Source organism: Bartonella sp. AA74HLJMH (assembly GCF_042197045.1).
Classification (GTDB): domain Bacteria; phylum Pseudomonadota; class Alphaproteobacteria; order Rhizobiales; family Rhizobiaceae; genus Bartonella.
On sequence record NZ_JBHIRJ010000003.1, the window covers coordinates 19,179 to 40,828 of the forward strand.

Consider the following 21,650-nt stretch of genomic DNA (forward strand, 5'->3'; position numbering starts at 1 on the left):
TATTTAATTTCTATCCTTTAAAAAAGCGTGATAAACACTGCCTACGCCCCCCATGAAAAGGCTGAAAACTATTATCATTTTTATTATAAGAGCGATAACGCGCACGGCAAGATTCAATATGTTGTTTAAGCATCCATGGCTCTTTTTTTTCTAATTTTTCCGAAGAAGACGTTAAAAACACTTTTTTAGCATCTGGTACAACTTTTAATGATGCGCCTTTTGTGCTTAAGTGCGGTGATGTAACAAATGCCACTTCAGGATACCACCAATTATCACTGTATTTACGATAACCACGCCGATAATGACGATAACCTTTGAAACCATTAAGTTCTCTACGCCCCGTAAAAATCAGAGGCACCGAACTATCTTGGACAGAAGTATGAGTAACCAATTTGGCTTTAGCGTCACTTCTATTTTGCCCCCAATTAACAAGAGTGGTTGTTATAATGAAAAAAATGCTAACAAATACAAAAGCTAAAGCATAATATAATTTTTTTTTCATACTCATAACAAAAAACTCAACATAATAAACAACAGTAATTACAGAAAGCCTTTCTCTTGCTAGACAGAAACAGATTCTTTTCTTAAGATTCTTTTTTCTTGAGACATTCTGTTACTCTTTGTACTAAACGTTGATCTTGGCAATAAGATCCTTCAAAAAAGAATGAATAAATGATGATAAAAACCCCCTATTATCTTATAGACAAATCGAAACTCATCAAAAACATGCAAACAATTTCTCATTTACGGGAAATGTCCGGAGCTAAAATTTTACTTGCTTTAAAATGTTTTGCCACATGGAGTGTTTTTGATTTAATGTCTGAGTTCATGGATGGAACCACATCATCATCCCTTTATGAACTACGTTTAGGAAGAGAAAAATTTGGCAAAGAAACCCATGCTTATTCAGTGGCTTGGGCAGATGATGAAATTGATGAAGCCTGTGGTTATGCAGATAAAATCATCTTTAATTCCATCCAACAGCTTCAACGCTTTTCTGATGCAACAAAAACCATTCAAAGAGGTTTAAGGTTAAACCCAGGAATGAGCGCATCAAATTTTGATCTTGCCAACCCCTCACGCCCTTTTAGCCGCTTAGGAGAAACAAACCAAAGCGCTATCAAAGAAATTCTGCCACTTATCAACGGATTGATGATCCATAACAATTGTGAAAATGCTGACTTTAATCTTTTTAACCAAATGCTTGGGTATATGGAAGAAAAATTTGCAGAACTTTTTTCTGCTGTTGACTGGATAAGCCTTGGCGGTGGAATCCATTTTACGGCTGAAAATTATCCTCTAGAAGCTTTCGCAAAACGCTTAAAACAATTTTCTAAAACTCATGGTGTCACTCTTTTTCTAGAACCAGGAGAAGCTGCTATTACCAAAAGCACCACATTAGAAGTCAGTGTTCTTGACACATTGTATAATGAAAAGAATCTAGCCATCGTTGATAGCTCAATTGAAGCACATATGCTTGATCTTCTCATTTATCGTGAAAATGCTAAATTAGAACCTAATCAAGGACCACACGAAATTATGATTTGTGGAAAATCTTGTCTTGCCGGCGATATTTTTGGAACATTTCAATTTCAAAAACCTCTTAAAATAGGCGATAGACTGTCTTTTCAAGATGCAGCAGGTTATACAATGGTCAAGAAAAACTGGTTTAATGGCGTTACAATGCCTGCTATTGTTCTCAAAGAGTGCGATGGTACATTAACACTTCAACGCCAATTCAGCTATAACGACTATCAGGAAAGCCTTTCATAAAGATAAACCATAAAAAACGTCATACAACAGTATTAAAAAGGAGATGGACCTACAATGAAAAAAAATGTTCTCATTATTGGTGCTGGAGGTGTTGCACAAGTTGTTGCACACAAATGTGCTCAAAACAATGATATTCTTGGTGAAATTCATATTGCGTCACGAACACTCAAAAAATGTGAAGCCATCATTGCTTCTATTAAAGAAAAAAACACAATGAAAGAGCAAAGTGTTCTCAAAAGCCATTCGCTCAATGCCATGAATGTAGAAGAAACTATAAAGCTCATCCAAAAGACCAAATGCGAAATTGTCATTAATGTTGGTTCTGCCTTTCTTAATATGTCTGTTCTTTCAGCTTGTATTGAAACCAAATGCGCTTATATCGATACCGCAATTCATGAAGACCCATTGAAAATTTGTGAAACACCTCCTTGGTATGGCAATTATGAATGGCCTCGACGTCAAGAATGTGAAAAAGCTGGTATAACCGCTATTTTAGGAGCAGGTTTTGACCCAGGTGTAGTGAATGCTTATGCAGCATTAGCGCGCGATGATTATTTTGATAAAATCACAGATATTGATATTATTGATATTAATGCCGGAAATCATGGACGTTGGTTTGCTACAAATTTTGATCCAGAAATTAACTTCCGTGAATTTACAGGACAAGTATGGTCATGGCAAAATAAAAAATGGACTTCCAATAAAATGTTTGAAATCAGCCATGAATGGGATCTTCCCGTTGTGGGAAAACAAAAAGCCTATATGACAGGACATGATGAAATTCATTCACTTTCCAAAAATCTTGATGTAGAGAATGTCCGTTTCTGGATGGGATTTGGTGATCGTTATATCACTGTTTTTACGGTTCTAAAAAATCTTGGTCTCTTATCTGAACAGCCCATTAAGACAGCAGAAGGACAAGAAGTCGTGCCCTTGAAAGTCGTAAAGGCCGTCTTACCCGACCCTTCCTCTCTCGCCCCAGACTACACAGGAAAAACCTGTATTGGAGATCTTATTAAAGGCGAAAAAGATGGACACCTGCGAGAAATTTTTATCTATAATATAGCCGATCACAAACAAGCTTTTCATGAAACTGGGGCACAAGGCATTTCCTATACGGCTGGCGTACCAGCAGCGGCAACAGCTCTTCTTATTGCCACAGGTGAATGGGATGTTAAAACTATGGTCAATGTGGAAGAATTACCACCCCACCCTTTCCTTAAATATCTTGATCATATGGGGCTTCCCACTTTTATAAGAGAACAACAAGAGGATAAAAAATTACAATTTTAATACCTATAGAAAGCATATGCTTGATTTTTTAAGTTATCACAAAACTGCCCAATGAAAACAAACTTAATATTCTCGTGTAATTATGGTTTTCAAAAAAATTTTAGCTATTCGTTATATTTTGGCAACATTGCGATTTCTTAACAACCCTAAAGAAGAGACATAGCATCTTTTTAAGACATAGCGAGCAATGATCAAGAAAAACAGAGAAGAAAAAACTAATTTAATCACACTGTATAACTTGTCATTATCATCAAAAAGATAGTGTCATAAACAAAAGATATAAAAATACCGCTCTTTTAAAGAAGAGCGGTATTTTGTAGAATATTCAATTCCTCGCCTCTTCATCTTAAATGACAAAGATCCTTAACCTACACCAATCATTAAACAATTCAATTTCTTTGAGTGAATTCCTTTTGACTTCCCTCTTCATATATAACGCTTTGATTTATAACAATAAATCATCATTTTCAACTTGATTCATAACGCTGAATACTGTAAAATTCTCTTAATCACAAACTCTCTCACATTGAAGTAATTAAAATCTTTTGTCTGCACATCACAAACAAAACGAGCGTGTGAGGTAAAATGATAAAAGCACAGAATAAAAATTCTCTTATGAAAACTCTCAAATAATAAAGAGCTTTAGCAATATTGAGAACTGAAAAAGTGTATTATAATGCCAGCGTGTACTTTTACTAAACATAAAGATGATGGTGCACAATAGGTCTTATAACAGTTTGAATGAATTTCATATATTTCAAGAGGAACTTTTACAGCTATACCATTCACGAACACCCTCGCGAAGTAGATTTGGGCACTTTGAGAGATGTTTTCTTAACACAAAGCATGCAGATAGGCTCAGAATCCTATCTTAAATATTTTATAACAGTATAAAAACTACCCCATATATAAAACTTTACATAGACTAAACACCACCGCTCTAAACGATAGTGCACAACAGAATAATCAATCAAAACTGCACAACAGATATCTAAAACAGTAATTATCGAAAAGCATACAACAAATGGAACATTTCAATACAATTGGTTATATTTTTTTAAAGTTTTAAAATGTTGTTGCATGCTTCACTAATATTTTCTGCCTCATGTGCCTTTTAAAATGTACTTTTTAAAAGCTTTTTAAATATGAAGTGGTTTAGCAAATGTTGCCAAAGCTGCCTCACGCACGGCTTCTGATAAGGTAGGATGTGCATGGCAACAACGTCCCAGATCTTCTGATGAACCACCAAATTCCATTAAAACTGCAATTTCATGGATCATTTCACCAGCACCAAATCCAAGAATATGCCCCCCTAATACCCGATCTGTTTTTTTATCAGAAAGGATTTTAACGAACCCATCACTCTTTTGCATTGCACGTGCACGACCATTGGCCATAAAAGGAAATTTGCCAACATTATATTCAATACCAGCAGTTTTTAGCTCTTCTTCTGTCCTTCCTACACTCGCAATTTCCGGCTGTGTATAAACAACACTAGGAATAACATCAAAATTAACATGCCCTTTTTGACCTGCCAAAATTTCTGCCACAGCAACGCCTTCTTCCTCTGCTTTATGTGCTAGCATTGGTCCTTTTACGACATCACCAATCGCATAAATTCCTGGAACATTCGTCTGCCAATGAGCATCAATTGCAATAAATCCGCGTTCATCTAACTGAACACCAGCCTCTTGTAATCCAAGCCCCTCTGTATAAGGAGAACGTCCAGTAGCAATAAGCACAACATCAGCCTCTAAAGTTTCAGATTCACCACCTTTGACAGATTCAAAGCTCACCTGAGCAGTTGAGCCAGATTGTGTAACAGCTGTTACCTTTGCACCCGTTTTATATTCAATCCCCTGTTTTTCCATTAATTTCTGAAATTGCCGTGAAACTTCACCATCCATTGAGCCCAAAACTTTATTAAGATACTCAATAATGGTCACCTTAGCACCTAAACGGCTCCAAACTGATCCAAGTTCTGAGCCAATGACACCAGCACCTACTACAATCATATGCGTTGGTACTTTTTCAAGTGAAAGAGCTCCCGTAGAAGAAACAATAGTCTTTTCATCAATTTCAACATTCACCCCTGGAATGCCTGAACTCTCTGAACCGGTAGCAATAATAATATTTTTTGTTTCAATTGTTTGTTTATTACCATCTCTGGCAACAACTTCCACATGACCCGTATTCAAAATTTTGGCTGTCCCAAAAAAAGTATCAACTTTATTTTTTTTCATCAAAAAAGAAACACCACTCGTATTGGCTGTCACCACAGCTTTCTTATGAACCATCATTTGTTCAAGATTAAGCTTAGATTTACCAATAGAAATACCAAGCGTTTCAAAACCATGCTGGGTTTCAGAAAACACTTCTGAAGCATGCAACAACGCTTTAGAAGGAATACAACCAACGTTGAGACATGTTCCTCCTAATGTTGTACGCTTTTCAATAATTGCTACTTTAAGTCCCAGTTGCGCCGCTTTTATTGCTGCTACATAACCACCTGGACCCGCTCCGATCACAGCCACATCATAAGACATCCGTTTCTCCTTTCATCCTGAAAACTGTATTTTACAAATCAAGAACAAGGCGTTCCGGATCTTCTAAGCTTTCCTTAACACGCACAAGGAAAGTCACAGCTTCTTGCCCATCCACAATACGGTGATCATAAGAAAGCGCTAAATACATCATGGGGCGGATCACAACTTGACCCTCAACAACCATTGCTCGCTCTTTAATCGCATGCATTCCCAAAATACCAGATTGTGGTGCATTCAAAATCGGTGTTGACATCAACGATCCATACACACCACCATTGGTAATGGTAAAAGTTCCGCCCTGCATATCAGAAACGGCTAATTTTCCATCACGCGCAAGACGCCCCAAACGACCAATCTCTTTTTCAATCTCTGCCAATGACATTTGATCTGCATCTCGCACCACTGGAACAACAAGCCCTTTATCCGTTCCAACAGCAATTCCAACATTGACATAGTTTTTGTAAACAATATCTGTCCCATCAATCTCTGCATTAACAGCAGGAAGTTCTTTTAATGCATGACAAACAGCCTTGGTAAAAAAACCCATAAAACCAAGCTTAACACCATGTTTCTTTTCAAAAAGATCCTTATAACGCTTGCGCAAATCCATCACCGCTGACATATCAACCTCATTAAATGTGGTTAACATTGCTGCTACATTTTGTGCATCTTTAAGACGGCGAGCAATTGTTTGACGCAATTTCGTCATACGAACCCGCTCTTCACGTGTTTCTTGGACAGGAGGTGCCGAAGAACTCGTCGCAGAAGAAGAGGGTGTAGGAGCATTTGTACTTTGTTTTAATCCATCAAGAACATCTTCTTTAAGAATTTGTCCACGTTTTCCAGAACCTGAAATATCGCTTTTTGCAACATTATTTTCAGCCATCAATTTTGCTGCTGAAGGAGAAGGAGGCATTGCACTGCTCAAAGCAGGCTTCTCCGATTCAGATGAAGCCGCTGGAACAAGTGTAGCAGAAGGTGAAAGTGATTGGGAAATACCAGCTTCTCCAGCTTTCACCACTCCTAAAAGAGCATTTACTTCAACCGTATCGCCTTCTTTTGCAATGATTTCAGATAATTTCCCAGCAACAGGAGAAGGAACTTCAACGGTTACCTTATCAGTTTCTAATTCAACCAAAGGCTCATCCATAGCGACAGCTTCGCCAAGTTTTTTAAACCATTTGCCAACCGTTGCTTCGGTAACCGATTCGCCCAAAGTAGGAACACGAATTTCAGTAGTCATAATATTTTTCCATACATCAGAGTAGTAATAAATTAAGAACCTAACGCGTCTTTAAGAAACGCAGCCAGTTGTTCAAGGTGTTTCACCATTAACCCAGAGGCCGGTGACGCACTCGCAGGACGTCCTGCATAACGAGCACGTGAATATTGCGCATTAATATGCGTCAAAACCCATTCCAAATAAGGCTCAATAAATGACCAAGCCCCCATGTTTTTTGGTTCCTCTTGGCACCAAAAAACTTCCGCCTGCAAAAAGCGCGATAATACATTCACCAAAACTTTTGCAGGGAAAGGATAAAGCTGTTCAACACGAAGGAGGTAAACATCATCAATACCCCTTTTTTCACGTTCTTCATAAAGGTCGTAATAAACCTTACCAGTACAAAGAACGACACGGCGAATCTTATTATCTTTTTGCAACTTAATGACAGAATCTTTGAGACATTCTGCATCATCAAGCAACACACGACAAAAACTTGTTTCTGGCCCCATTTCATTGAGAAAAGAAACAGCTCGCTTATGACGTAAAAGTGATTTCGGTGTCATCAAAATCAATGGCTTCCGGAAATCACGCTTAATTTGTCGACGCAAAATATGAAAATAATTTGCAGGGGTTGTACAATTAGCAACCTGCATATTATCTTCCGCACAAAGTTGAAGAAACCGTTCTAAACGTGCAGAAGAATGCTCCGGCCCTTGCCCTTCAAAACCATGAGGCAATAAACACACAAGACCAGACATACGAAGCCACTTACGCTCTGCGGATGAAATAAATTGATCAAAAATGACCTGTGCACCATTAGAGAAATCACCAAATTGTGCTTCCCAAAGTGTTAATCCTCGTGGTTCAGCAAGAGAATATCCATATTCAAAACCAAGAACAGCTTCTTCAGAAAGCATAGAATTAACAACGTCATAAAGCGCTTGCCCCTTTTGTAAATGATTCAAAGGAATATAACGCGCCTCATTTTCCTGGTCATAAAGAACGGAATGACGTTGTGAAAAAGTTCCCCGCTCAACATCTTCACCGGAAAGACGAACCGGTGCACCTTCCAAACAAAGTGAACCAAAAGCTAAAGCTTCAGCGGTTGCCCAGTCAACACCCTCACCGGTTTCAAAAATTTTAGCACGATTATTTAAAAAACGTTGAATGGTTTTGTGAACGTGAAAATTCGCCGGAATTTCAACAATTTTCTGACCAATTTCCTTTAAAGTTTTTAATTCAACACCGGTTGCTCTAGAATGCTGCTCATCAGAACTACTAAAAGCTTTGAGTCCCGTCCAGCTTCCATCAAGCCAATCAGCCTTATTAGGTTTATAAGAAGCACTTGCTTCAAGTTCACCTTCAAGCTTATCGCGCCATAATTTTTTTTGTTGCTCAATTTCTTCTGAAGTAACCATTCCTTCTGCTACCAATCGGTCACTATAAAGTTGAAGTGTTGTTTTATGATTACGTATTGCTTTATACATAAGCGGCTGCGTAAAGGAAGGTTCATCACCTTCATTATGCCCATAACGGCGATAACAAAACATATCAATAACCACTGGTTTATGGAAAATTTGGCGAAACTCTGTTGCTATTTTGGCAACAAAAACAACTGCCTCAGGATCATCACCATTCACATGGAAAATTGGTGCGTCAATCATTTTTGCGACATCTGATGGATAAGGCGAAGAACGTGAAAAACGTGGAGATGTTGTAAAACCAATCTGGTTATTGATAATAACATGAAGTGAGCCTGCAACACGATAACCTTTAAGACCTGAAAGACCAAAAGTTTCTTGGATAACGCCTTGTCCTGCAAAAGCGGCATCACCATGAATAAGCAATGGCATCACTTTTGAACGCTCACTTAATGGGAGTAAATCAGTATGCGCAGGTCCCATAAGTTGATCTTGTTTAGCACGTGCTTTTCCCATAACAACCGGATCAACAATCTCAAGATGAGATGGATTCGCCAACAGTGATAAATGAACTTTTTTACCATCAAAGTCCAGATCAGCGGTAGTTCCCAAATGATATTTGACATCACCGGATCCCTCCACATCATCAGGCTTGTAAGATCCCCCTTTGAATTCATGAAAAATAGCCCTATGCGGTTTGGCAAGAACTTGTGAAAGAACATTTAAACGACCACGATGTGCCATTCCTAAAATAACTTCCCTAACCCCCAAAGCACTACCACATTTGATAATCTGTTCAAGAGCGGGAATCAGCGCCTCACCACCATCGAGTCCAAAACGCTTTGTACCTTTATATTTAGTGTCTAAAAACTGTTCGAATCCCTCTGCCTGAATAAGCTTATTCAGAATAGCTTTCTTGTCTTGTTGTGTGAAAGAATTTTTTTTATCTCGCCCTTCAATGCGTTCTTGAAGCCATACTTTCTGAACCGGATCAGAAACATGCATATACTCCACACCGATTGTTGAACAATAGGTACGATTGAGAATCTCAAGCATTTGCGGAATAGTTGCATATTCCAACCCTAAAACATTATCAATAAAAATGGGACGCTCGTAATCAGCTGGAGTAAAACCATAAGCTTCTGGAGAAAGTTCCTTGTAATCTTCTTGTTTTTCGGCCAATTGAAGAGGGTCAAGTTGCGCATGAAGATGTCCCCGTTCTCGAAACGCACGAATCATCATAATTGCATGAACGGAATCACGTGTTGCACGAATAATATCTTGTTCACTGGAAGTTTTTCCCTTTTGTGCAGCACCTGTTATTGCTTTTTCCTTTAATTTATCGCCAAAATATTTTTCAAGAGAAGACCAATCACCATCAAGAGCAGAAATCAATTCACCCTCTGCTTTTAATGGCCAATGATCACGCTGCCATGTTGCTCCTTCAGCATTTTTAAGAACATCTTCTTTATTATCATGAAGTCCTTCAAAAAAAGCACGCCACTGTGAATCAACACTGGTAGGATCTTTTTCATATTGAGCATAAAGTTGATCTATATAATCCGCATTCCCACCATAAAGAAATGATGTCTGTGCAAAAAGGCTATTTATTTCGTCCTGCCTTGCCATATACTTCTCCGGAACATTTATTCCGTCTCCTTATATCTCTTTTTGACCTTTAAATGCTTACAAACAAGCAGTGATTCGAACATTCAAAAAAGTTTTACCTTTTTATACTCAAGCTTTTTCACCTGAATCTAAGAACCTTTTCTTATTCAGGTGAAACTTTCTTTTAGCCTTTCAAAACTGACATCAAAGTCTTACCTATCTGTGATGGCGAAGAAGATACACGAATCCCTGCTGATTCCATTGCCGCAATTTTATCTTCTGCTCCACCTTTACCACCAGAAATAACAGCACCAGCATGTCCCATTGTACGTCCTGGAGGAGCCGTACGGCCAGCAATAAAGCCAACAACTGGCTTTTTACGACCTTTTCTTGCTTCATCTTGCAAAAACTGTGCTGCTTCTTCTTCAGCAGAACCACCAATCTCACCAATCATAACAATAGACTCGGTTTCATCATCCGCTAAAAACATTTCCAACACATCAATAAATTCAGTGCCCTTAACAGGATCGCCACCAATCCCTATAGCAGTTGTTTGTCCGAGACCTTCCTGACTCGTTTGAAAAACGGCTTCATAAGTTAAAGTTCCCGACCTCGAGACAACCCCAACAGAACCTTTTCTAAAAATAGAACCAGGCATAATACCAATTTTACATTCATTTGGTGTAAGAATACCGGGACAATTAGGACCAATAAGACGAGACTTTGAGTTTTCTAATCGCGCCTTCACTTTAACCATATCCATAACGGGAATACCTTCCGTAATACAGATAATTAAACGAACTTCAGCTTCTATAGCCTCTATAATAGCTGCCGCAGCCCCTGCAGGAGGAACATAAATAACGGAAGCATCTGCACCTGTTTTTTCTTTTGCTTCTGCAACATTAGCGAAAATAGGAAGAGTTTCGCCTTTTGAACCTTCCCATGTTTCTCCACCCTTTTTAGGATTAACGCCACCAACCATTTGCGTACCATGATAAGCAAGCGCCTGCTCTGTATGAAATGTTCCTGTTTTTCCTGTAAGCCCTTGAACGAGAACTTTTGTCTCTTTATTCACAAGAATTGACATAGCTTAAGCTCCCTTCACGGCTGCAACAATTTTTTGGGCAGCATCATCTAAATCATCAGCAGGAATAACATTCAAACCACTCTCATTGATAATTGCTTTACCTTGCTCAACATTAGTACCTTCAAGACGAACAACCAAGGGAACCTTTAAACCAACCTCACGAACAGCAGCAACCACACCCTCAGCAATGACATCACAACGCATAATACCACCAAAAATGTTAACTAAAATGCCCTTAACATTTGGATCGGCCGTAATAATTTTAAAAGCAGCTGTCACCTTTTCTTTTGATGCTCCACCACCAACATCCAAAAAATTCGCTGGCTCTACTCCATAAAGCTTAATGATATCCATTGTTGCCATAGCAAGCCCAGCACCATTAACCATGCAACCAATCGTACCCTCAAGAGCAACATAAGCAAGATCATGCTTTGATGCTTCTATTTCCTTTGGATCTTCTTCTGAAAGATCGCGCAATTCTAAAATATCTGGATGACGAAACAGAGCATTATTATCAAAAGAAACTTTCGCATCAAGAACACGCAAGTGACCATCTTTCATCACAATAAGCGGATTGATTTCTAAAAGGCTCATATCTTTTTCACAAAATGCCTTATAGAGAATCGGAAAAAGCTTTTCACCATCTTCTCGCGCACTGCTTTGTAGTTTCAACGCATCACAAAGTCTTGCACAATCAGCAGAAGTAACACCCTCTACAGCATCAATGGGAAGCGTGAATATTTTTTCTGGTGTCTCTTCAGCAACCGTTTCAATATCCATTCCACCTTCTGTTGAAACAACAAAAGCAATTCGACCAACGCTACGATCAACCAAAAGTGAAAGATAAAGCTCCCGTTCAATATCGGCACCATCTTCAATATAAAGGCGGTTGACCTGCTTACCCTCTGGACCAGTTTGTTTGGTTACCAAAGTTTTTCCAAGCATTTCTTGAACATTTGCAACAACTTCTTCAACAGATTGTGCAAGCCGAACACCACCCTTTGCATCAGGACCAAGTTCTTTAAACTTACCCTTACCACGACCACCAGCGTGTATCTGACTTTTAACCACATAGAGAGGTCCGGGCAATTTTTCCGCCCATTTTTCAGCTTGCTCTACAGAATAAACAGCGACACCATTTGCAATTGGTGCTCCATATTCATGAAGCAGACGTTTGGCCTGATACTCATGGATATTCATGCATTTGTCCTTTTCTTTTATGGATCTTATTAATCCTAAAGTTTTAATATTCTAAATACTTATTTTAATGAATTAAATCTTGTTCAATTTACTTGAGACTAGGTACAAGAGCAATACAAGCTTCACAAAGCTTTTTAACCGCATTTACTGAATGATCAAAAGCACCTCTTTCTTCTTTATCAAGATCAATTTCAATGACTCGTTCAACACCACCTGCACCAAGTACAACAGGTACCCCAACATAGGTATCATTAACCCCATATTCTCCTGAAAGATAAGCTGCAACAGGCACAACACGCTTAGTATCCTTTAGGTAGGCCTCAGCCATAGAAACAGCAGAAGCTGCTGGTGCATAATAAGCAGAACCTGTTTTTAACAAACCAACAATTTCTGCACCGCCATCACGGGTACGCTGGATAATTTGATCAATTCTTCCCTGTGTTGTCCAGCCCATCTTTATAAGATCAGGCAAAGAAATACCACCAACCGTTGAATAACGCACGAGAGGAACCATTGTATCACCGTGGCCCCCTAAAACAAACGCTGTCACATCTTTAATAGAGACCTTAAATTCCTCAGATAAGAAATGACGAAAACGCGCTGAATCAAGAACACCAGCCATACCAACCACTTTATGTGTAGGGAGACCTGAAAATTTCTGCAATGCCCACACCATCGCATCAAGGGGATTGGTAATACAAATAACAAACGCTGAAGAAGCGTATTTTTTAATTCCAGCTCCAACTTGTTCCATAACCTTTAAATTAATGCCCAAAAGTTCATCACGACTCATACCAGGTTTTCGCGCAACGCCTGCTGTTACAATAACAACATCAGCACCTTCAATTGCTTCATAAGCATTAGCACCTTTTAGACTGATATCAAAACCATCAACAGGAGAAGATTCGGCTATATCTAGAGCCTTACCTTGTGGCACACCTTCTGTAATATCAAATAAGACCACATCAGCAAGCTCTTTAAGCCCAATAATATGTGCTAAAGTACCACCAATCATACCTGAACCAATGAGAGCTATTTTTTTCCGTGCCATTTTATTTTTCCTAACTTTTAGATAATTCAGCGCACACCCAATCAACGTCCGTATACTGAATATTTTTGACTTCAACCATATTCAAACAATATCATAAAAAGGAGTAAAGAAATGAAATTTACAAATTTATCTCCTTACAGAAACAACAACCCTCCGCTGAAACAACTATTAGAAAATTATCACGATGTATCGATAAAGTGAATTTTAAAAAAATACAACAGAATTATTATATTTCTTTAATTTCAAAAAGTTATTGTTTTGACAGTTTACGTAAAGGTAAAAGTATAATCAATGCTTCTTCTTCAAAAGAAAACGTTCTTCCCAAAGTTTTAAATAATCGTAGCTTTGCATTTCGAAAAGACGTGATTGTGTTCTTTGAAATTCAAATGTTTCCGTAATCTGCGCATGCCCTTTATACAAAGCCCCTATCCCTGCGGCTGCCGACATAAACAACCGTATATGCCGATCATAAAGAATATCAATAAGCAAAATAAACCGTTTTGTTTCATTGCGACATGTATCATCCATGACCGGTACATTATCAATAAAAATCGTATGATAACGCTCCCCTAATAACAAATATTCAGCCGCGGCCAAAGGCTTTTCACATAAATCCCCATAATCAAAACGAGCACATCCTGCACCAAAGCGCGGAATAGGAATAATGCGCCCTTTTATAGAAAGCTCATCAGATGTCTCCTTATGTCCTTGCAATACAAGTGTCCATGCTTGATCCATATATTCATTTGCCGGGACCCCCAACGGCGACACATACACCTGTTGTAGATTTGATTTTTCAAGGCGATAATCTGTTTTTGCATCAAGATTAACAACACGAACATATGCTTTCAAAACTTGAATAAAAGGCAAAAAGAGCTCACGATTCAAACCGTTACAATAAAGGTTATCCGGCGCCACATTTGAGGTTGCAATAAAGAAAATTCCTTTATCAAACAGAGCAGAAATAAGCCGCCCCAATACCATAGCATCAGCAATATCCGTTACACTAAACTCATCAAAACAAAGTACTTTTGCTTCTCGTACAAGATCCTCAGCAACAGCTAAAATAGGATTATCTTGTTTAAATTTTGCACACCCAGATGCTTGACGATAAAAATTAATACGCTCATGCACATCAGCCATAAAATCATTAAAATGGGCACGCTTTTTATGACCTTTAGGCAAACAAGAAAAGAACAAATCCATCAGCATGGTTTTGCCCCGTCCTACTTCACCATAAATATACAGTCCCTGAAAAAAACCTGTTTCATCTCCTTGTTTTACAACACAAGAAATATTTTGTTTTTTCCTTTTAAATATTCTGTTAAAGAAAGAGCAAAATATCCAAGGCAAAGGATGAGAGATATTTTGTTCCGCAATTTTTTTTAATAAATGATCAAAATATTCTGTTATAGCTAATTGAGCGGGATCAAAACAAACCTCTCCTTTAGCGACAAGTTCCTTATAACGTGTTGAAACGAGAATCATCCAAAAAACCTTTTTCAAACCGATCTCAATGAAAAATACAAATACTTTTCAAGAATCTGTCCGTCTAGTTTAGTTTGTCATAAACGATCAAAAATGATTTAACGACTTAAAATAACGGGATGATCATCAAGTGTACGTCCCTCAAAACGATCAACATTTGAAGAATAAAGAACGAGGATAACACGTCCAGAGTTATTATAAAAATATAATCTTTTTCCTTTAACAGCCCACGATCTCACTTGGGAAGCAATTCCTGGACAGTGTAAAGGACCAGCACGGTACCCTTGTCCAAACTTTGTTTGTGGAGTTGCAATCCGGCAAACTTTTCCTCCCATAGAAAGATTCCACACCCCAGCAACACTTGCAGGAAATAAATCAGTGGCATTACTTGGCAATTCGAGACTAGCCATTCGTCCATCGCTCTGAGAATCTCCTTTTTCATACATCGGAGCGTTTGCATCTTCAGATATCGACGAAGAAGTAGACGACAGATCAGACGCTTCTAATATTGTCATTTGTTGAGATGGATAAAAAACTTCTAATGCGTTACCATCGTCATTACCATCAAACCGTGTTGTTGAACATCCCCCTAAAAACATTACAGTTGATAGTGCAACGAAAAACGAAACTTTTGAAAACGCCATGTCTGTACTCTCTCCCACGACAATAAATAAGTTCACAAAAAAATTAAGCGAATATTTGTTATAGTTACAAAGATAAATTAACAAATTAAAAAAAACAGGTTAAAATCACTTATTTTAAAAGAAATAATTTATGTGCCCAATTTTATATTTATTAAACACTAGAAATTTATAATATTTTCAGTCATATATCTTTTTATAAGTAATCATTAGAAATAGAGAAGTTTCATGAAAACGCCATTTAGCAAAATGGACGGTCTTGGAAATCAAATTATTGTTGTTGATATGCGTGAAAGCACATACGCTCTTACACCACAAGCAATCCTTGCTTTGTCGGCAGATCCTGAAATGCATTTTGATCAAATCATGGCTATCCACACACCAACCCAGAAAAAAACCGACTTCCGCATAGAAATATGGAATGCCGACGGATCAATGGCTAAAGCTTGTGGCAATGGTACCCGCTGTGTCATCGCATGGCTTAAAGATCACAATTTTGGTGAAAAATTTCATTTAGAAACTCCCGCTGGAATTATTGAAGGAAAATACCAAACCGATAATCTCATTTCTGTTGATATGGGATGCCCAAATTTCAATGCAAAAGAGATGCCTGTTTCACGTGAAATAGTTGATACCAATCACGTAGAAATTATGGCTGGTCCCCTAAAAGACGCTTGTCTCATATCCATTGGCAATCTCCATGCTATCTTTTTTGTTGAAAATGATATTCAACATATTCCATTAGAAAAATATGGGCCAAAACTTGAACATGATCCCCTGTTTCCCGAACGGTGCAATATTTCCATTGCTTGCATAACGTCAAAGAAAAGTCTAAATTTACGTACATGGGAGCGAGGGGCAGGATTAACACAAGCATGTGGGAGTGCTGCTTGTGCAAGTGCAGTGGCTGCTTATCGTCGTGGACTTACAGAGCGCCATGTTGATGTAAATTTACCAAAGGGAACACTTAATATTTTTTACCGAAAAGACGATCATATTATCATGACAGGACCAATTAAATATCACTTTAGTGGTTTTTTAAGCCCTTTAACAGGGTGCTACAAAAAGGATCACTCCTGATGGCAATAGAAATTGTAACTTTTGGTTGTCGACTTAATAGCTACGAATCGGAAATCATTCGCAAAGAAAGTACTTCTTCAGGGCTAGATCAACTTAAAGATGGTGCTATTATCTTTAATACCTGTGCTGTCACTGCCGAAGCCGTACGACAAGCAAAACAAGCTATCCGCAAAGCAAGACGTGAAAATCCTCATGCGCGTATCATTGTAACAGGGTGTGCAGCCCAAACAGAAGCACAAAATTTTGCCTCAATGACAGAAGTGGATCTTGTTTTAGGAAACGAAGATAAACTTCACGCTCATTCTTATCGTCAACTTCCTGATTTTGGTATTAATCATTCTGAAAAGGTGCATATCAATGACATTATGGAAGTACAAAAAATTGCTCCACATATGGTCGGTGCAATACAAGAGCGCACCCGCGCTTTTGTACAGGTACAAAACGGATGCGATCACCGCTGTACATTTTGCATTATTCCTTATGGACGAGGACCATCTCGTTCAGTTCCCATGGGTGCTGTCATAGAACAAATTAAAAAGCTGATAGGTGGGGGTATCCAAGAAGTGGTCCTTACAGGTGTTGACCTTACAAGTTATGGCCACGATCTTCCTGGAAAAGCTACTCTAGGAAAATTAACTTCAGCTATTTTGCATCATGTCCCTGACTTAGCCCGATTACGCTTCTCATCTATTGACTCTATTGAAGCAGACGAAGAACTCATAAATCTTTTAGCTTATGAAACAAGAATCATGCCCCATTTGCATTTATCTTTGCAAGCAGGTGATAATATGATTTTAAAACGGATGAAACGGCGTCATCTGCGCGAACATGCCATTCAATTTTGCCAAGAATTGCGTGCCAAACGTTCTACAATGGTTTATGGTGCCGACTTAATTGCTGGTTTTCCTACAGAAACAGAAGAGATGTTTCAAAATAGTCTTGCCTTAATCAAAGATTGTAATTTAACCCATCTCCATGTCTTCCCCTTTAGTCCAAGAGAAGGAACACCTGCCGCACGTATGCCACAAATCAACCGTAAAATAGTTAAGCTGCGTGCTGAAAAATTGCGTAAAGCAGGTGATATGGCTTACCAAAAGCATCTTGCTCATTTACAAAACAGTCTACAAACAATTCTCGTTGAAAAAGATGAAATCGGACGAACAGAAGATTATACTCTTGTACAAGTTAAAGGTGCAAAAGCAGGAACAATTGTTCAAGCCCTTATCGTTGATCATGATGGCGATAAATTGATTGCTGTCCCTCCAAAATTAAACGCTGCTTGAGCAGGAGAATTCTTATGACTAAATCTTTTATAAAAAAAATATTCTCTTTTAACAAATCTCAAGAGCAAGAAATTGAACAACAGATTTCTATTCCTGATAAAAGCGATATAATAGAAGAAAATAAAGACAAAAATGAAAAGACAAAAAATAATCAAATCTCTATAAACACAGAAAAAGAAGAACAAACAAAAAATCCAGAGTCAATACTTACAAAATATGATGAAAAATCTCCATTTCTAGAATCCCATTCTGATAAAATTCCCTTTTCTGGTAAAATTATTGTCACAGACAACATCCGTGAAAAAAAGAATGAAGAAATTTTATCTGAACCTTCTGTTGAACAAAAAAAGACAGCGTGGTTTGGGCGCCTTAAAAAAGGCCTATCCCTTTCTTCACAACGCCTAAGCGGATCAATTGGCGATCTCTTTGTTAAAAGAAAACTTGATGAAGATACATTGCAAGAGCTCGAAGATATTCTTATCCAAGCTGACATAGGTGTAGAGACGGCAACACGCATCACAAATACTTTAGCTTCCAGTCGTTACGGAAAAAACCTCTCCCCAGATGATATTCATACTATTGTAGCTGATGAGGTCAAAAAAGTTCTGGAACCTGTTGCAATACCATTAGAACTTGATCTCAGCCATAAACCTCATGTTATTTTGCTGGTAGGTGTAAATGGCACTGGAAAAACGACAACTATTGGAAAACTTTCAGCCAAATTAACAGAAGGGGGATTAAAAGTTATGCTGGCAGCAGGTGATACTTTCCGAGCCGCTGCTATTGAGCAACTACACATTTGGGGTGAACGTACCAATTCTCCTGTTATTTCGACAAAATTGGGTGCAGATGCCGCCAGCTTAGCATTTGATGCTTATGAAAAAGCAAAAAAAACAAACAGTGATGTATTAATTATTGATACAGCAGGGCGTTTACAAAATAAATCTGAATTAATGGATGAGTTGGCAAAAATTATTCGTGTTTTAAAAAAACACACCCCCCAAGCACCCCACACAATCCTTCAAACTCTTGATGCAACAACCGGACAAAATGCACTCAACCAAGTGGACATTTTCCGTGATATTGCTGGTGTTAATGGTTTAGTTATGACAAAGCTAGATGGGACTGCACGAGGAGGAATTCTTGTCGCTATCGCAGCAAAATATAAATTACCCGTTTATTTTATCGGTATAGGAGAAGATATTGAAGACCTTCAACCCTTTTCTGCTTCTGACTTTGCCGAAACTATTGCAGGAAAACACGCATGAAACAGCCTTTATCTAATCTTAATTTACACAATAATTCTGAAAAAAAGATGAATAACAATAAAAAAATTTCTCTCTCACCAACACTTAAGTTTCTTTTGGAAATGGGTCCATTGGTTGCCTTCTTTTTTGCCAATTATAAGGGAGAATGGCTGATAAAAAACATTGGATTTTTTCAAAATTTTAGTAAGCCTATTTTCCCTGCAACAGCTATTTTTATGGTGGCTATTATTATTTCCCTAAGCTTATCATGGATCCTTGCAAAACAAATTCCTATTATGCCTCTTATTTCAGGAATATTTGTTTTAGTTTTTGGCTTTCTAACTCTCTGGCTTCATAATGAAACTTTCATAAAAATGAAACCAACAATCATTAATAGCTTATTTGCTTTTATACTTTTTGGAGGGATGTTTTTTAAAAAACCACTTTTACGTTATGCTCTTGATTCTACCTTAAAACTTGATGATTTAGGTTGGCAAAAACTTACCTATCGTTGGGCGTTTTTTTTCATTTTTCTTGCCATTTTGAATGAAATAATTTGGCGTAATTTTAGCGATAATTTCTGGACAAGTTTCAAAGTATTTGGCGTCATGCCTATAACAGTCCTTTTCATGCTTACCCAAATGCCTATAATTATAAAACATTCAAAAGGACTTTTTACAGAAGAGGACAAATCTGATTCTTAAAAAAATCATCACTACCGATTATTTTATAGATTCATCGCCAAACACTGTTCGGGAGAAAAAATATGTTGATTGAACAGTTTATTTGTCGAGAAGACAATTTCGGTGTACTCCTTCATGATGAAAAAAGTGGTATGACAGCTGCAATAGATGCTCCTGAAGGCAAAGCGATTCACAATGCCTTAAAGCGCCACAATTGGACACTTAACACTATTTTTGTAACTCATCATCATCACGACCATGTAGAAGCCCTATCAGAATTAAAACAAGTTTACAACGCTACGGTTATAGGACCAGAAGCAGAAAAAGAAAAGATCAATCATCTTGATAAAACACTTCAACCTGATGAAAGTTTTTCTTTTGGCTCACACCTTCTTTTAGCTCTTTCAACACCTGGTCATACTCTAGGCGCATTATCTTACTATTTTCCTGAAAAGAATTTACTCTTTGCTGGAGATACACTTTTTTCATTGGGCTGTGGACGTCTTTTCGAAGGAAAACCAGCACAAATGCTGAATTCTTTAAAAAAACTTCGTAAACTTCCTGATGAAACACTTCTCTATTGTGGACACGAATATACAAAAAATAACGCTCTTTTCGCACTAACAATTGACCCACATAATAAAAAACTCCACCAAAGAATAGAGGAAGTTTTTTTGCTACGTGCAAAAAACGCTATGACTTTACCAGTAACCTTAGGGCAAGAAAAAGCCACCAATCCCTTTCTCCGCTGGGATGATAGTGTATTGCGAAAGAACCTTGTAATGGAAGAAAAAACAGATGAAGAAGTTTTTGCTGAAGTTCGAAGAAGAAAGGACAATTTTTAACCATGCGTAAGTTCGTATTACGTTTGTTCCTGCTTTTTCTTTTCGTGATACATATTCAACAAACAATGGCAGAGGAAAAGGAAACAGATAATTCTTCTCTTATAGCACCTCTCATTGCAAATTATCCCTTAACAGAAGATTTTCTTTTAAAGCTGGAAAAAATTGAAAAAGAATGTAAAAACTTACTTCCAGAAACAAAAAATAATCTTATAACTTATGATTCTAGTATCCACTCTAGTATTGAAAACTACACTACCTATATTTCTAGTAAACCAAAACTTGTGAATATTTTAAAAGAAAATAATATAACACCGAAAGATTTTGCTGCGGGAACCTTAGCACTTAAAGAAATATCAGCGCTTCTCATATTTGTACCTGAAAAGGAATATTCTACTGAGAAAAATACTATATTTCTAAACAATCTTGAATTTGTTAAAAAACATTTTTACAAAGCAACAATTCTTTTAAATAGCTGTGAAAAACTCATTTTGAGCAACTAATAAGCTATGAGACATTAAAAAATATCATCCCATTAATCTAATAAAAAAGTATGTGCATTAAAAAAACACCGTGTTTTTACCATTCCTAATAATTGTTTTTATTTCGATTATATTTACAAATGTTTTTCTAAAAATAAAGAATAACAGACGGAAAAATATTTATTGAAATTCAAAAAAGAAAGGATAATTTTTCGTCATGTTTAAACTTCTATTGTGTTTTTTCTTCATTTTTCCTTTTGTATCATACGCTCAAGAAAAAAAACAAGAAATAGATGATCCTTCTTTTATACCGCCTTTCATTGCAAATTATCCCTTAACAGAAGATATTCTTTTAAAGCTGGAAAAAATCAAAGCAGAATGTAGAAATTTATCTTCAGAACCAGAACAAACAAATACAAAAAGTGATCTCAGTACTTATGATGATAATATTGAAAAATACGCTTCCTATATTTTTAATAATCCAAAACTTGTAAATATTTTAAAAGAAAATAATATAACACCGAAAGATTTTGTTGTTGCTCACCTAGCACTTCAAGCGACATTGTATGTACTTACTGATGAAGAAAATTCTACTTATGAAAAAAACTCTTTACCTGCAAGAAATATAGAATTTGCTAAAGAGCATATGTATAGAATAATAAAAATTTTAAAAGATAACTGTTAAAAAAATCTTTTTAGA

18 protein-coding genes are annotated in these 21,650 nt (G+C 37.3%); 9 read left to right on the forward strand and 9 right to left on the reverse strand.

Going from position 1 to position 21,650, the window contains the following annotated elements; all coding sequences use genetic code 11:
• Positions 1-10: 10 nt before the first annotated feature.
• Entirely contained in the window at positions 11-508 is a 498-nt protein-coding gene (locus tag ACFINH_RS02825; RefSeq protein ID WP_375632101.1) for a BA14K family protein, read from the reverse strand.
• Between the two features lie 167 nt (positions 509-675).
• Between ACFINH_RS02825 and ACFINH_RS02830 the strand changes: the two genes are divergently transcribed.
• Both ACFINH_RS02830 and ACFINH_RS02835 read left to right on the forward strand, forming a co-directional pair.
• Positions 676-1,773 (forward strand): carboxynorspermidine decarboxylase, encoded by a 1,098-nt coding sequence (locus ACFINH_RS02830; protein ID WP_375632168.1) that lies wholly within the window; start codon positions 676-678, stop codon positions 1,771-1,773.
• A 54-nt stretch (positions 1,774-1,827) separates the two neighbouring features.
• Positions 1,828-3,066, forward strand: a complete 1,239-nt coding sequence (locus tag ACFINH_RS02835; protein ID WP_375632102.1) for a saccharopine dehydrogenase NADP-binding domain-containing protein — start codon at positions 1,828-1,830, stop codon at positions 3,064-3,066.
• A gap of 1,139 nt (positions 3,067-4,205) precedes the next feature.
• On the opposite strand, the gene lpdA is transcribed toward ACFINH_RS02835, so the two are convergent.
• The 8 genes from lpdA to ACFINH_RS02875 all read right to left on the reverse strand — a co-directional run bounded on the left by lpdA (position 4,206) and on the right by ACFINH_RS02875 (position 15,336).
• Positions 4,206-5,612, reverse strand: a complete 1,407-nt coding sequence (gene lpdA / locus ACFINH_RS02840; protein WP_375632103.1) for a dihydrolipoyl dehydrogenase — start codon at positions 5,610-5,612, stop codon at positions 4,206-4,208.
• 31 nt (positions 5,613-5,643) lie between these two features.
• Entirely contained in the window at positions 5,644-6,855 is a 1,212-nt protein-coding gene (gene odhB / locus ACFINH_RS02845; RefSeq protein ID WP_375632104.1) for a 2-oxoglutarate dehydrogenase complex dihydrolipoyllysine-residue succinyltransferase, read from the reverse strand.
• A gap of 32 nt (positions 6,856-6,887) precedes the next feature.
• Entirely contained in the window at positions 6,888-9,887 is a 3,000-nt protein-coding gene (locus ACFINH_RS02850) for a 2-oxoglutarate dehydrogenase E1 component (RefSeq protein WP_375632105.1), read from the reverse strand.
• A gap of 163 nt (positions 9,888-10,050) precedes the next feature.
• A complete protein-coding gene (gene sucD / locus ACFINH_RS02855) occupies positions 10,051-10,953 on the reverse strand; it encodes a succinate--CoA ligase subunit alpha (RefSeq protein WP_375612754.1) in 903 nt (300 codons plus the stop codon).
• 3 nt (positions 10,954-10,956) lie between these two features.
• The gene (gene sucC, locus ACFINH_RS02860; RefSeq protein ID WP_375632106.1) at positions 10,957-12,153 is read right to left on the reverse strand and encodes an ADP-forming succinate--CoA ligase subunit beta; all 1,197 of its coding nucleotides are present in this window, start codon (positions 12,151-12,153) and stop codon (positions 10,957-10,959) included.
• A gap of 88 nt (positions 12,154-12,241) precedes the next feature.
• Positions 12,242-13,204, reverse strand: coding sequence for a malate dehydrogenase (gene mdh / locus ACFINH_RS02865; protein WP_375628541.1), 963 nt, complete (start codon positions 13,202-13,204; stop codon positions 12,242-12,244).
• A gap of 288 nt (positions 13,205-13,492) precedes the next feature.
• Entirely contained in the window at positions 13,493-14,692 is a 1,200-nt protein-coding gene (gene zapE, locus ACFINH_RS02870) for a cell division protein ZapE (protein WP_375632107.1), read from the reverse strand.
• A gap of 98 nt (positions 14,693-14,790) precedes the next feature.
• Positions 14,791-15,336, reverse strand: coding sequence for an AprI/Inh family metalloprotease inhibitor (locus ACFINH_RS02875; RefSeq protein ID WP_375620904.1), 546 nt, complete (start codon positions 15,334-15,336; stop codon positions 14,791-14,793).
• A 225-nt stretch (positions 15,337-15,561) separates the two neighbouring features.
• Here ACFINH_RS02875 and dapF point away from each other — a divergent pair, with 225 nt between their 5' ends.
• The 7 genes from dapF to ACFINH_RS02910 all read left to right on the forward strand — a co-directional run bounded on the left by dapF (position 15,562) and on the right by ACFINH_RS02910 (position 21,635).
• Positions 15,562-16,413, forward strand: a complete 852-nt coding sequence (gene dapF, locus ACFINH_RS02880) for a diaminopimelate epimerase (protein ID WP_375632108.1) — start codon at positions 15,562-15,564, stop codon at positions 16,411-16,413.
• Entirely contained in the window at positions 16,413-17,696 is a 1,284-nt protein-coding gene (gene mtaB / locus ACFINH_RS02885) for a tRNA (N(6)-L-threonylcarbamoyladenosine(37)-C(2))-methylthiotransferase MtaB (protein WP_375632109.1), read from the forward strand. The genes dapF and mtaB overlap by 1 nt, the downstream gene beginning before the upstream one ends.
• A 14-nt stretch (positions 17,697-17,710) precedes the next feature.
• A complete protein-coding gene (gene ftsY / locus ACFINH_RS02890) occupies positions 17,711-18,964 on the forward strand; it encodes a signal recognition particle-docking protein FtsY (RefSeq protein ID WP_375611333.1) in 1,254 nt (417 codons plus the stop codon).
• Positions 18,961-19,647, forward strand: coding sequence for a septation protein A (locus ACFINH_RS02895; protein ID WP_375632110.1), 687 nt, complete (start codon positions 18,961-18,963; stop codon positions 19,645-19,647). The genes ftsY and ACFINH_RS02895 overlap by 4 nt, the downstream gene beginning before the upstream one ends.
• A gap of 62 nt (positions 19,648-19,709) precedes the next feature.
• Positions 19,710-20,471 (forward strand): hydroxyacylglutathione hydrolase, encoded by a 762-nt coding sequence (gloB, locus tag ACFINH_RS02900; protein ID WP_375632111.1) that lies wholly within the window; start codon positions 19,710-19,712, stop codon positions 20,469-20,471.
• Between the two features lie 2 nt (positions 20,472-20,473).
• Entirely contained in the window at positions 20,474-20,971 is a 498-nt protein-coding gene (locus ACFINH_RS02905) for a hypothetical protein (protein WP_375612763.1), read from the forward strand.
• 196 nt (positions 20,972-21,167) lie between these two features.
• The gene (locus tag ACFINH_RS02910) at positions 21,168-21,635 is read left to right on the forward strand and encodes a hypothetical protein (protein ID WP_375611337.1); all 468 of its coding nucleotides are present in this window, start codon (positions 21,168-21,170) and stop codon (positions 21,633-21,635) included.
• Positions 21,636-21,650 lie beyond the last annotated feature (15 nt).